The sequence below is a fragment of the Neisseria sp. 23W00296 genome, from assembly GCF_044772855.1.
Classification (GTDB): domain Bacteria; phylum Pseudomonadota; class Gammaproteobacteria; order Burkholderiales; family Neisseriaceae; genus Neisseria.
Map to the genome: position 1 here is coordinate 220,584 of NZ_CP173024.1, position 13,083 is coordinate 233,666.

The window sequence follows — 13,083 nt, forward strand, 5'->3', positions numbered from 1 at the left end:
TTACCACAAGGCCAGGGCGGTCAGGCAGATTTCGCGCTGGCCGTTTTGCGGGGCGACGGTGCGCTGCGGCAGTTCGAGAATGTAGGGCGCGCCGCTGCGCTCGGCGTCAAGGACGCGGCGGCACAGGAAGCCGGCGAGCCGGTCTTTCGGCGTGCCGGCCGGGTAGTCGCGGTAGGAGATGATGTGGTTGTCGGCTGCGGGTGCTTCTTCTTCAAAGCGTTTCGCCAGCATTTCGCCGGTTTTGGCGTAGGCTTTCCAGGCGATGTGCTGCACGGGCATGCCGTCTTGGTGTGGCTGCAAATAGGCGGGTTCGTCGCCGCCCTGCGCGGGGCGGCGCTCCGTGCTTTCGCCGCTGTCGCGCGGGGCGGCGGCGGGCGGCGCGTGGTCGATGGGGGCGGGGTAGACGACGGCGTCGCTCGGCCAGTGCCACACGCATTGCGATACGGTGAGGCCGAAGGGGGCGACGGAGGCGGTGCGCAGCGGCGGCACGCGCAGGCGGCCGCGCAGCAGGGCGGGAATGCGCCACTCGTATGCGCCGCCGCTTTTGCCGATGCGCCAGGGCTGCCAGATGTTTTCAGACGGCCTCTGTGCCAGATAGTCGTCTTCGCTGCACAGCCAGAGGAAGCGGCTGCGGCCGCCGTGGTCTGCGGTGAGCCGCAATACGGCGTTTTGTCCCGCAAACACTTCCTGCGGCATGGCGACGTCGATTTGCAGGGCGAGGAGCTGGCGCAGGTTGAGCAGCACGCCGACCATCAGAAAACCAAACAGCCAGAAGGCGGCGACGTAGGCAAGGTTGACCTGATAGTTGACGCCGACCAGCCACAGCAGGCCGACGACGGCGAGCAGGCCGACGCCCGGCCGCGTCGGGCGGCAGCGGATGGCGGCGAGGGTGGGCGAGCGGCTGACGGAGGCCGCTTGAACGGGTTTACTGAACGGCCACATGGCTGAGGATGCCTGCGAGAAGTTGCGCCGAGCTTGCGCCCTGCTGCACGGGCTGCAAACGGTGGTTGGCAACGGAAACCCACACGGCCTTGATGTCGTCGGGCAGCACATGGCCGCGTCCGTGCATAAACGCCCAAGCCTTGGCGGCGTTTACCACCGCCAGCCCGGCGCGCGGGCTCAGGCCGGTGACAAACTGCCCCGGGCGGCGCGTCGCTTCGACGAGGCGGTAAACATAGTCGGCGGCGGCCTGGGCAAAACGCACATGCGCTGCATGCTGCTGCCAGCCGCGCAGGGTTTCGGCGTTGCAGACGGCCTGAATCTGCGGCAGGGCGTTGCGGCGGTCGCCTTGGAGGTAGAGCGTTTTTTCCGCTTCGGGCGCGGGATAACCCATGCTCAGGCGCATCATAAAGCGGTCGAGCTGCGATTCGGGCAGGGGGAAGGTGCCGAGCTGCTCGGTCGGGTTTTGCGTGGCGACGACGATAAAGGGCTGCGGCAGGCGGTAGGTTTTGCCGTCGGCCGACACCTGCCGCTCTTCCATGGCTTCGAGAAGGGCGGATTGCAGCTTGGGCGAGGCGCGGTTGATTTCGTCGGCCAGCAGGAAGGAATGGAACACGGGGCCGGGGTGGAACTCGAATTTGCCGTCGTTCGGGAGGTAGACGCTTACGCCCAAGAGGTCGGAGGGCATCATGTCGTTGGTGAACTGGACGCGGCGGTAACCCAGGCCCAGTACCGCCGCCAAACCGTGCGCCAGCGTGGTTTTGCCGACGCCGGGCACGTCTTCGAGCAGGACGTGGCCGTCGGCGAGGATGCAGGCCATCAGTTGTTTCAAAACGGCTTCTTTGCCTAAAATGAGCCGGTTGAGCTGCGCAAGCGCGGCCTGTATGTTGTCTGTCATATCCGTAATGCGTTCAATCGGTTGAAAAGGCGAGGATTGTAGCATGAAGGCCGTCTGAAACCCGTTTCAGACGGCCTTGTTTTTCAGACGGCCTTTCGGATGCGCGTTCTGCGGAATGGTTGAGGCCGTCTGAAAGGATGGTTTCAGACGGCCTCAAAGGTTCGGCTGTGTTTCACTTCGTTGAAGCTGAGCTTTCAGACGGCCTTTGGCATGAATTCTGCGGCAGAGAGGCCGTCTGAAAACGGGCGGCTAGCGGTAAATCTGCGCGCCGTTTTTGACGAACTCGACGGCCTTTTGCGTCAGGCCTTTTTGTCGGTCTGCGTAGTCGCGCACTTCCTGCGTGATTTTCATCGAGCAGAATTTGGGGCCGCACATCGAGCAGAAATGGGCGGTTTTCGCGCCTTCGGCGGGCAGAGTGGCATCGTGGAAGCTCTCGGCGCGTTCGGGATCGAGGCTGAGGCGGAACTGGTCGCGCCAGCGGAATTCGAAACGGGCTTTGGACAGGGCGTTGTCGCGCAGCTGTGCGCCCGGCCAGCCTTTGGCGAGATCGGCGGCGTGGGCGGCGAGTTTGTAGGTGATGATGCCGGTGCGCACGTCTTCTTTGTCGGGCAGGCCGAGGTGTTCTTTGGGGGTGACGTAGCAGAGCATGGCCGTGCCGTACCAGGCGATGTTGGCCGCGCCGATGCCGGAAGTGATGTGGTCGTAGCCGGGTGCGGTGTCGGTGACGAGCGGGCCGAGGGTGTAAAACGGGGCTTCGAAGCAGTGGCGCAGTTCTTCGTCCATATTGGCGCGGACGCGTTGCAGGGGGACATGGCCGGGGCCTTCTATCATGACCTGTACGTCGTGCCGCCATGCTTGGGCGGTGAGTTCGCCCAGGGTGTGCAGCTCGGCGAACTGGGCTTCGTCGTTGGCGTCGGCGATGCAGCCGGGGCGCAGGCCGTCGCCGAGGCTGAACGACACGTCGTAGGCTTTCATGATTTCGCAGATTTCGTCGAAATGCGTGTAGAGGAAGTTTTCCCGATGGTGTGCCAGACACCATTTGGCCATGATCGAGCCGCCGCGCGAGACGATGCCGGTGAGCCTGTCGGCGGTGAGCGGAACGTAGCGCAGCAGCACGCCTGCGTGGATGGTGAAGTAGTCCACACCCTGTTCGGCCTGTTCGACCAGGGTGTCGCGGAACAGCTCCCAGGTCAGGTCTTCGGCGATGCCGCCCGTTTTTTCCAGCGTCTGGTAAACGGGGACGGTGCCGACGGGCACGGGGGCGTTGCGGATAATCCATTCGCGGGTTTCGTGGATGTGCGCTCCGGTGGACAAATCCATAATGGTGTCGGCGCCCCAGCGCAGCGCCCAAACCATTTTTTCCACTTCTTCGGTAAGGCTCGACGTGACGGCGGAGTTGCCGAGGTTGCCGTTGATTTTGACTCGGAAGTTGCGGCCGATAACCATCGGTTCGAGTTCGGGGTGGTTGATGTTGGCGGGGAGGATGGCGCGGCCGGCGGCGATTTCGCGGCGCACGAATTCGGGCGTGATTTGGTCGGGATGAGCGGGAATGTTGGCGCCGAAGCTGTGGCCGGGGTGCTGTTTGAGCAGCTTTGCGTATTCCGGCCGTCTGAACAGTTCGTCCAGCCTCATGCGCTCGCGCAGGGCGGCAAATTCCATTTCGGGCGTGACGATGCCGCGGCGCGCGTAATGCAGCTGGGTGACGTTGCCGCCGGATCGGGCGCGGCGCGGACGGGTGATTTGGCTGAAACGCAGATGGGCTGTTTTCGGGTCACAGGCGCGTTCGCTGCCGTAGCGGCTGGAAAGCCGCGGCAGGATTTCGCTGTCGCCGCGTTCGTCTATCCAGGCGGTGCGTATCTGCGGCAGGCCTTTTTTGAGGTCGATGGCAGCGGCAGGATCGCCGTATGCGCCGCAGGTGTCGTATACGGGAATCGGCGGATTGTGCTCCGTGCCCTGCGCGGTGACGGTGTCGTCTTGATCGATTTCGCGCAGCGGCACGCGGATGTCGGCCCTGCTGCCCGTTATATAGACGCGGCGGGAGTTGGGATAGGGGAAACGGATGCCGATGTCGCGGCTCAAATCGGCCAAATCTTGTGCTTCACGGCCGGTGTTTTTGTTTTTGGCGGTCATAAAAATGCTCCTGTTTTCTCGCTTGAAGGGGAAACAGGAGCGTTTGTTTTTCAGACGGCCTCAGTCTTACCTATATATAAGGTAATACGGATGGAGGCCGTCTGAAAAGGCAAAACCGCGAAACTCCCCACGCAGGCATTATCCTGATCGGGTGTGAAGGGTGATTCTCAGCCGCCCGCACGCGGGCGGCACCCCTGTTTCATCGAAGGCGGAGATTAGAGCACGGGCGGCTTGTTTTGTAAAGATATGCAATCTGCCGCCGAAAAAGCCCTCGGGTCGCTTTCGGGCGCTTGACAACGTTCGGGGCGGTCTGTATAGTGCGCCAATTCTGACGCGGGGTGGAGCAGCATGGTAGCTCGTCGGGCTCATAACCCGAAGGTCGTAGGTTCGAATCCTGCCCCCGCAACCAGACACCCAAACCGCCTCGCAGCGGTTATTTTTTTATCCGCGTGAAAAGCGGCCGGCCAAAAGCCGCGTGCCGCCGTCTTGCGAAAAATTCCATCAGGCCGTCTGAAAACCGCCAACGCCGTTTTCAGACGGCCTCTGTCAAACAACGGCCGTCTGAAAATACCTTACCGATTATGCTGATTTCCAATCCCGTCTTTTTACAGGAAGCGCCGCCGCGCAAGGTTGTGGCGGCGGTGCTGCTGGCGCTTTTGTGGTCGTCGCTGCCGCTGCTGGCCGAACTGCCCGCGGGAGTGACGGCGGTGTTTGGCGGTTTGCTGCTGCTGCGCTTTGCCCTGTTGCGCGCGGGCGTTGCCAAGCTGCCTTTGGCGGCCGTGGTGCTGCTGGCGGCGGGGGCGGGTTTGCTGGTGTGGCAGCAGCTGGGTACGGTAATCGGCCGCGACGGCGGCATTTCCTTTCTGCTTTTGATGGTGATGCTGAAATCCTTCGAAGGCAATGCGATGCGCGACTGGCAGGTGTTGCTGCTGGCCATGCTGTTTTTAATCGGTTCGGCGGTGCTGTTTGGGCAGACGCTGCTGACGGGCTTGTGGCTGCTGGCGGCGTTGCTGGCGGTGGGGCTGTGTTTTGCAGTGCTGTGCGGGCTGGATGCGCGCAGCGCGTTGAAACAGGGTTTGCTGGCATTCGGTTTGACGCTTCCGCTGGCGGCGGTGCTGTTTGTCGTGATGCCGCGGCGCAGCGAACCTTTGTGGAGCATCCCCCAGCCGCAGCAGGAGCAGGCGAAGACGGGTTTGTCGGACACGATGCAGCCGGGCAGTATCGGCAATCTGGTGCAGAGCGACGAGCTGGTGGCGAATGTGACGTTTTCAGACGGCCTCAAGCCCGGTGCGGGGCAGCTGTACTGGCGTGCCATTGTGATGGCGGATTTCGACGGGCAGACATGGCGCGCCATGCCGGATTTCGAGGAAATGAGTGCGCCCGGGGTTTCAGACGGCCTCAAGTTGTCGTATCAGATGATTTTGCGTGATCAGAAAGGCGTTGTGCCTGCGTTGGATTATCCCGTCGTGCGCGAAGGCTCGGGCATGAGCGTGCGTTTGGGCGATGTGGTGCGCGTGCGCAGCAGGGAAGGGTTGCGCCGCGTCGTATTGCAGTCGCGCGCCGGCGGTATGCTGCCGCAGAAACTGAAGGAATTTGAAAAGAAACTGTATATGCGTCTGCCGCAGTCGGGCAATTTCCGCACGCGCCGCCTGGCGCAGACGCTGGCGCAGCAAAGCCGTTCGGTCGGAGAGTTTTCGCAGAAGGTGTTGGACTATTACCGTAATGGACGGTTTGCGTATACCTTGCAGCCGCCGCTGTATCGGGGAGCCGACAGCATCGACAATTTTATGTTCGAGGGCAGGCAGGGTTTTTGCGAACATTACGCGCAAAGCTATGTGGTGATGATGCGTGCCGCAGGTGTGCCCGCGCGGGTGGTGACCGGCTATCTCGGAGCGGATTATCAGGAAAGCGGCAATTTCTGGCAGATACGCAGCAAAAACGCCCATGCATGGGCGGAAATCTGGCTGGAGGGCGAACAGGCTTGGTTACGCGTCGACCCTACGGCAGCTGTGTCCGAGCAACGTATCACGGCTGGTTTGAGCGAAGCGCTGCCTGAAAGCGATCGGGCGATGGTTGCCGGAAACCATAACGGAAAAATGTGGGGCGGCTGGCTGGAAAGCGGCCAGTTTTACTGGCAGCAGTGGGTAGTGAATTATGACGAAAGCAGCCAAAACAATCTGTTCGCCGGGCTGGGGCTGGGACGTTTCCGATTCGGCACGGCTTTGCTGGCGGGCATTGTCGGCATTTTCGCGGCCTTGCTGCCCGTGGTTTGGTGGTGGAGAAGAGGCCGTCTGAAAGAGCGCGAACCGCTGGCCGAAGGCTTTGCGCTGCTGAAAAGCATCTTTATCGGCGATGAAGATGAAACAGCCGCAGCCGTTACTGCCTCCGAGCTGATCGAAATGCTGCGGCAAAACGAAGTGGAAGACCGGGAATTGCAAGACTTGCTGCGGCAATATGAGGACTGGCAGTTTGCCGCCGAAATCATGCCGGATAAAAGGACTCAGCGGGCGTGGTTTGGCCGGGCGGTTCGAATTGCACGGCGTTACAAACAATAGTGGTACGAGGTTTCGGTGGATGATGAGAAAACAAAATTTCTTTTCTGTTCATTGATATGACGATTTTGCATTGTTTTTTTCCGTTTTTCCTGCTTGACTGAAGTTTTCCGGGTTCTGTATAGTTCACATCTTCGCTGCTTCGGCGGCGCTGTTCTTTAACAAAACGATTACCGATAAGTGTGAGTGCGCGAGCCTCACACTGCGACAAAAACAGACAGAAGATGTTTTCATTGACTGTCGGTTTCTTTGAAGCAGACCAGAAGTTATAAGTTAGAGATTGAACATAAGAGTTTGATCCTGGCTCAGATTGAACGCTGGCGGCATGCTTTACACATGCAAGTCGGACGGCAGCACAGAGAAGCTTGCTTCTTGGGTGGCGAGTGGCGAACGGGTGAGTAATGTATTGGAACGTACCGAGTAATGGGGGATAACCAATCGAAAGATTGGCTAATACCGCATACGTCCTGAGGGGGAAAGCGGGGGATCTTCGGACCTCGCGTTATTCGAGCGGCCAATATCTGATTAGCTGGTTGGTGGGGTAAAGGCCTACCAAGGCGACGATCAGTAGCGGGTCTGAGAGGATGATCCGCCACACTGGGACTGAGACACGGCCCAGACTCCTACGGGAGGCAGCAGTGGGGAATTTTGGACAATGGGCGCAAGCCTGATCCAGCCATGCCGCGTGTCTGAAGAAGGCCTTCGGGTTGTAAAGGACTTTTGTCAGGGAAGAAAAGGCTTTTGATAATACCAGGAGCTGATGACGGTACCTGAAGAATAAGCACCGGCTAACTACGTGCCAGCAGCCGCGGTAATACGTAGGGTGCGAGCGTTAATCGGAATTACTGGGCGTAAAGCGGGCGCAGACGGTTTGTTAAGCAGGATGTGAAATCCCCGGGCTCAACCCGGGAACTGCGTTCTGAACTGGCAGGCTAGAGTGTGTCAGAGGGGGGTAGAATTCCACGTGTAGCAGTGAAATGCGTAGAGATGTGGAGGAATACCGATGGCGAAGGCAGCCCCCTGGGATAACACTGACGTTCATGCCCGAAAGCGTGGGTAGCAAACAGGATTAGATACCCTGGTAGTCCACGCCCTAAACGATGTCGATTAGCTGTTGGGCAGCTTGACTGCTTAGTAGCGTAGCTAACGCGTGAAATCGACCGCCTGGGGAGTACGGTCGCAAGATTAAAACTCAAAGGAATTGACGGGGACCCGCACAAGCGGTGGATGATGTGGATTAATTCGATGCAACGCGAAGAACCTTACCTGGTCTTGACATGTACGGAATCCTCCAGAGACGGAGGAGTGCCTTCGGGAGCCGTAACACAGGTGCTGCATGGCTGTCGTCAGCTCGTGTCGTGAGATGTTGGGTTAAGTCCCGCAACGAGCGCAACCCTTGTCATTAGTTGCCATCATTAAGTTGGGCACTCTAATGAGACTGCCGGTGACAAACCGGAGGAAGGTGGGGATGACGTCAAGTCCTCATGGCCCTTATGACCAGGGCTTCACACGTCATACAATGGTCGGTACAGAGGGTAGCCAAGCCGCGAGGCGGAGCCAATCCCAGAAAACCGATCGTAGTCCGGATTGCACTCTGCAACTCGAGTGCATGAAGTCGGAATCGCTAGTAATCGCAGGTCAGCATACTGCGGTGAATACGTTCCCGGGTCTTGTACACACCGCCCGTCACACCATGGGAGTGGGGGATACCAGAAGCAGGTAGGCTAACCGCAAGGAGGCCGCTTGCCACGGTATGCTTCATGACTGGGGTGAAGTCGTAACAAGGTAGCCGTAGGGGAACCTGCGGCTGGATCACCTCCTTTCTAGAGAAAAAAGAGGCTTGTGCATTCACACTTATCGGTAATCGAAAGAGCGTTACAAAGGGTTTGTAGCTCAGGTGGTTAGAGCACACGCTTGATAAGCGTGGGGTCGTAGGTTCAAGTCCTACCAGACCCACCAAAAAAACCGTACGGACAAAATCCGATGCAGCAAGACGGGGGCATAGCTCAGTTGGTAGAGCACCTGCTTTGCAAGCAGGGGGTCATCGGTTCGATCCCGTTTGCCTCCACCACATACTTTACAAATCAAAAAGGGTTGCTATAATGCGCAGCCCGTTTTGATTTGCGAAGTAGACAAAATCGAACGCATAGATCTTTAACAAATTGGAAAGCCGAAATCAACAAACAAACGAAGTAAGGTTTGTGTCTGCATGAAACAGCCGGAAGGCCGTCTGAAAGCAGGTAGTTTTAAATAACAGACAAACCGAATACAGAAATTTGGGTGATGATTGTATCGACTTAACCCTGAAACACAAAAGGCAGGGTTAAGACACAACAAGCAGTAAGCTTTATCAAAGTAAAGGCCTTAAGGAACGTAGCTAGTCAACGGCGAAACTCCAAAGTCAGAAAGGTGCTTCAAATGATAGAGTCAAGTGAATAAGTGCATCAGGTGGATGCCTTGGCGATGATAGGCGACGAAGGACGTGTAAGCCTGCGAAAAGCATCGGGGAGCTGGCAATAAAGCTTTGATCCGGTGATGTCCGAATGGGGAAACCCACCGCATTCAGTGCGGTATCCTTGTCTGAATACATAGGACAAGAGAAGCGAACCCGGAGAACTGAACCATCTAAGTACCCGGAGGAAAAGAAATCAACCGAGATTCCGCAAGTAGTGGCGAGCGAACGCGGAGGAGCCTGTATACGATAGCCGTCGGGATAGAAGAAAGAATTGGAAACTTCTGCCATAGTGGGTGATAGCCCCGTATTCGAAATTCCGGCGGTGGTACTAGGTATACGACAAGTAGGGCGGGACACGAGAAATCCTGTCTGAAGATGGGGGGACCATCCTCCAAGGCTAAATACTCATCATCGACCGATAGTGAACCAGTACCGTGAGGGAAAGGCGAAAAGAACCCCGGGAGGGGAGTGAAATAGAACCTGAAACCTGATGCATACAAACAGTGGGAGCGGATTTATTCCGTGACTGCGTACCTTTTGTATAATGGGTCAACGACTTACATTCAGTAGCGAGCTTAACCGGATAGGGGAGGCGCAGGGAAACCGAGTCTTAATAGGGCGATTGAGTTGCTGGGTGTAGACCCGAAACCGAGTGATCTATCCATGGCCAGGTTGAAGGTGCCGTAACAGGTACTGGAGGACCGAACCCACGCATGTTGCAAAATGCGGGGATGAGCTGTGGATAGGGGTGAAAGGCTAAACAAACTCGGAGATAGCTGGTTCTCCCCGAAAACTATTTAGGTAGTGCCTCGAGCTAGACACTGATGGGGGTAAAGCACTGTTATGGCTAGGGGGTCATTGCGACTTACCAACCCATGGCAAACTAAGAATACCATCAAGTGGTTCCTCGGGAGACAGACATCGGGTGCTAACGTCCGGTGTCAAGAGGGAAACAACCCAGACCGCCAGCTAAGGTCCCAAATGACAGATTAAGTGGTAAACGAAGTGGGAAGGCACAGACAGCCAGGATGTTGGCTTAGAAGCAGCCATCATTTAAAGAAAGCGTAATAGCTCACTGGTCGAGTCGTCCTGCGCGGAAGATGTAACGGGGCTCAAATCTGTAACCGAAGCTGCGGATGTACTTTTAGTGCATGGTAGGGGAGCGTTCTGTAGGCCTGCGAAGGTGTCTCGTAAGGGATGCTGGAGGTATCAGAAGTGCGAATGTTGACATGAGTAGCGATAAAGCGGGTGAAAAGCCCGCTCGCCGAAAGCCCAAGGTTTCCTACGCAACGTTCATCGGCGTAGGGTGAGTCGGCCCCTAAGGCGAGGCAGAAATGCGTAGTCGATGGGAAACGGGTTAATATTCCCGTACTTTGATTCAATGCGATGTGGGGACGGAGAAGGTTAGGTTAGCAAACTGTTGGAATAGTTTGTTTAAGCCGGTAGGTGGAAGACTTAGGCAAATCCGGGTCTTCATAACACCGAGAAGTGACGACGAGTGTCTACGGACACGAAGTAACCGATACCACGCTTCCAGGAAAAGCCACTAAGCTTCAGTTGGATCAGAACCGTACCGCAAACCGACACAGGTGGGCAGGATGAGAATTCTAAGGCGCTTGAGAGAACTCGGGAGAAGGAACTCGGCAAATTGATACCGTAACTTCGGGAGAAGGTATGCCCTCTAATGTGAAAGACTTGCTCTGTAGGCATAGGAGGGTCGCAGAGAATCGGTGGCTGCGACTGTTTATTAAAAACACAGCACTCTGCAAACACGAAAGTGGACGTATAGGGTGTGACGCCTGCCCGGTGCTGGAAGGTTAATTGAAGATGTGAGAGCATCGGATCGAAGCCCCAGTAAACGGCGGCCGTAACTATAACGGTCCTAAGGTAGCGAAATTCCTTGTCGGGTAAGTTCCGACCCGCACGAATGGCGTAACGATGGCCACACTGTCTCCTCCCGAGACTCAGCGAAGTTGAAGTGGTTGTGAAGATGCAATCTACCCGCTGCTAGACGGAAAGACCCCGTGAACCTTTACTGTAGCTTTGCATTGGACTTTGAAGTCACTTGTGTAGGATAGGTGGGAGGCTTAGAAGCAGAGACGCCAGTCTCTGTGGAGCCGTCCTTGAAATACCACCCTGGTGTCTTTGAGGTTCTAACCCAGACCCGTGATCCGGGTCGGGGACCGTGCATGGTAGGCAGTTTGACTGGGGCGGTCTCCTCCCAAAGAGTAACGGAGGAGTTCGAAGGTTACCTAGGTCCGGTCGGAAATCGGACTGATAGTGCAATGGCAAAAGGTAGCTTAACTGCGAGACCGACAAGTCGAGCAGGTGCGAAAGCAGGACATAGTGATCCGGTGGTTCTGTATGGAAGGGCCATCGCTCAACGGATAAAAGGTACTCCGGGGATAACAGGCTGATTCCGCCCAAGAGTTCATATCGACGGCGGAGTTTGGCACCTCGATGTCGGCTCATCACATCCTGGGGCTGTAGTCGGTCCCAAGGGTATGGCTGTTCGCCATTTAAAGTGGTACGTGAGCTGGGTTTAAAACGTCGTGAGACAGTTTGGTCCCTATCTGCAGTGGGCGTTGGAAGTTTGACGGGGGCTGCTCCTAGTACGAGAGGACCGGAGTGGACGAACCTCTGGTGTACCGGTTGTCACGCCAGTGGCATCGCCGGGTAGCTAAGTTCGGAAGAGATAAGCGCTGAAAGCATCTAAGCGCGAAACTCGCCTGAAGATGAGACTTCCCTTGCGGTTTAACCGCACTAAAGAGTCGTTCGAGACCAGGACGTTGATAGGTGGGGTGTGGAAGCGCGGTAACGCGTGCAGCTAACCCATACTAATTGCTCGTGAGGCTTGACTCTATCATTTGAAGGACTTTAAAACCTTTAAGATAATGCTTACATCGGACTTGTTCCGATACTTTCATCACAGTTGATTTGACGACGGTTTGTAACCGTCCGGCTTTACCGATTTGACAGTTTACGTCTGGCGGCCATAGCGAGTTGGTCCCACGCCTTCCCATCCCGAACAGGATCGTGAAACGACTCAGCGCCGATGATAGTGTGGATTCCCATGTGAAAGTAGGTCACTGCCAGACACTTATTCCGAACCCCCGCAAAAAGCGGGGGTTTTTGTTTGTTCATGCCGGAGTAAGAATTCGTGCCTGTTTGTTTGTGCCGTAGTAGGGGTTTGAGGCTTTATCCCGGGTATGCGTCATTCGGGCCGGGTATGCATCATGGTGTAGGTTTCGGTCTGCTGCTATCTTTATCTTAAGCTTCTTCTGTCGGATAAAACAGAATGTTGCTCCGGGAAAATGCTTGCCGATTCGGCAGTTTTTAATTATGATATCCGTTCTTGATTGTGCCGGCCCGTCCGGTGTGTGTGCCGGAACATTATTTCGGTTGTGTGCAAAAAGAAACCGGAATGGTGTGCCGCTTATGTGTCAGAAAGGAAAATTATGATGAAGAAAATCCTGTTCGGATTGGCAGCCTATGCGCTGGCGGCTCTGGCCGCCGCTGCGGTTAATATCAATACGGCAACGGTGGAGGAGCTGAAAGCCCTGCCGGGCATCGGCCCGGCCAAAGCCCAGGCCATTGCCGACTACCGTAAGGAAAACGGTGATTTCAAATCGGTTGAGGATTTGAAAAAGGTCAAAGGCATCGGCGAGGGTATCTTCGGCAAGCTCAAGGATGAGGCTACCGTCGGTTCCTCACCCAATGCCAAAGCAGCCAAACCCGCCGCACCTGCCGCCAAAAACGTACCGCCCGCTCCCGCCGCCAAAAAGTAGACAGACACATCCGTCCGTAACAAAAGCCGCCGGTGCCTGTCAGCATCCGGCGGCTTTGTCATTTGTAGCGATGGGAGCAATTCAGACTGTTAAACCGTCTGTGTAGGGCTAACCCAGACATACGGTTGTCTGAGTTGACCTTTTGGTGGAATTTATACGGGGGAGATGTCCTACGGTAGAAATTGTTCGTTCACAGGAATAATGGAATAGCCACCTCAGTGAAAATCAAATCGGCGTGTTCGTGGCGTTATGCAGTTGTTACCTGCTGTTTTATAGATTCGTTCAAAATTTAAAAACGTATAGGAGTAAGGAACTTTGGGT

At 56.4% G+C, this 13,083-nt stretch carries 6 protein-coding genes, 3 tRNA genes, 3 rRNA genes and 1 riboswitch; of the genes, 8 read left to right on the forward strand and 4 right to left on the reverse strand.

Features of this window, described 5'->3' with window-relative positions; all coding sequences use genetic code 11:
* From ACG2K1_RS01180 to thiC, 4 genes are all read right to left on the reverse strand, one after another.
* Entirely contained in the window at positions 1 to 942 is a 942-nt protein-coding gene (locus ACG2K1_RS01180) for a DUF58 domain-containing protein (protein ID WP_395428944.1), read from the reverse strand.
* Complete coding sequence (locus tag ACG2K1_RS01185; protein ID WP_094030830.1) at positions 926 to 1,837, reverse strand: MoxR family ATPase; 912 nt, start codon at positions 1,835 to 1,837, stop codon at positions 926 to 928. Before ACG2K1_RS01185 ends, ACG2K1_RS01180 begins: the two co-directional genes overlap by 17 nt.
* Before the next feature lie 13 nt (positions 1,838 to 1,850).
* On the reverse strand, positions 1,851 to 1,994 hold the full coding sequence (locus tag ACG2K1_RS01190; protein WP_157697471.1) for a hypothetical protein: 144 nt from the start codon (positions 1,992 to 1,994) through the stop codon (positions 1,851 to 1,853).
* A gap of 92 nt (positions 1,995 to 2,086) precedes the next feature.
* The gene (thiC, locus tag ACG2K1_RS01195) at positions 2,087 to 3,967 is read right to left on the reverse strand and encodes a phosphomethylpyrimidine synthase ThiC (protein ID WP_009427641.1); all 1,881 of its coding nucleotides are present in this window, start codon (positions 3,965 to 3,967) and stop codon (positions 2,087 to 2,089) included.
* Between the two features lie 107 nt (positions 3,968 to 4,074).
* Positions 4,075 to 4,173, reverse strand: a riboswitch (TPP riboswitch).
* A 126-nt stretch (positions 4,174 to 4,299) separates the two neighbouring features.
* Here thiC and ACG2K1_RS01200 point away from each other — a divergent pair.
* From ACG2K1_RS01200 to ACG2K1_RS01235, 8 genes are all read left to right on the forward strand, one after another.
* Positions 4,300 to 4,376: transfer RNA gene (locus ACG2K1_RS01200), tRNA-Met, on the forward strand.
* Positions 4,377 to 4,416: 40 nt separating this feature from the next.
* Complete coding sequence (locus ACG2K1_RS01205) at positions 4,417 to 6,522, forward strand: transglutaminaseTgpA domain-containing protein (RefSeq protein WP_395428945.1); 2,106 nt, start codon at positions 4,417 to 4,419, stop codon at positions 6,520 to 6,522.
* Positions 6,523 to 6,801: 279 nt separating this feature from the next.
* Positions 6,802 to 8,342: ribosomal RNA gene (locus ACG2K1_RS01210) — 16S ribosomal RNA — on the forward strand.
* Positions 8,343 to 8,401: 59 nt separating this feature from the next.
* A tRNA-Ile gene (locus ACG2K1_RS01215) sits at positions 8,402 to 8,478 on the forward strand.
* A gap of 36 nt (positions 8,479 to 8,514) precedes the next feature.
* A tRNA-Ala gene (locus ACG2K1_RS01220) sits at positions 8,515 to 8,590 on the forward strand.
* 354 nt (positions 8,591 to 8,944) lie between these two features.
* Positions 8,945 to 11,836: ribosomal RNA gene (locus ACG2K1_RS01225) — 23S ribosomal RNA — on the forward strand.
* A gap of 123 nt (positions 11,837 to 11,959) precedes the next feature.
* Positions 11,960 to 12,072: ribosomal RNA gene (rrf, locus tag ACG2K1_RS01230) — 5S ribosomal RNA — on the forward strand.
* The 16S, 23S and 5S rRNA genes sit together here with 2 tRNA genes alongside, the layout of an rRNA operon.
* Before the next feature lie 363 nt (positions 12,073 to 12,435).
* Positions 12,436 to 12,762, forward strand: a complete 327-nt coding sequence (locus ACG2K1_RS01235; RefSeq protein WP_395429613.1) for a ComEA family DNA-binding protein — start codon at positions 12,436 to 12,438, stop codon at positions 12,760 to 12,762.
* Positions 12,763 to 13,083: the final 321 nt, after the last annotated feature.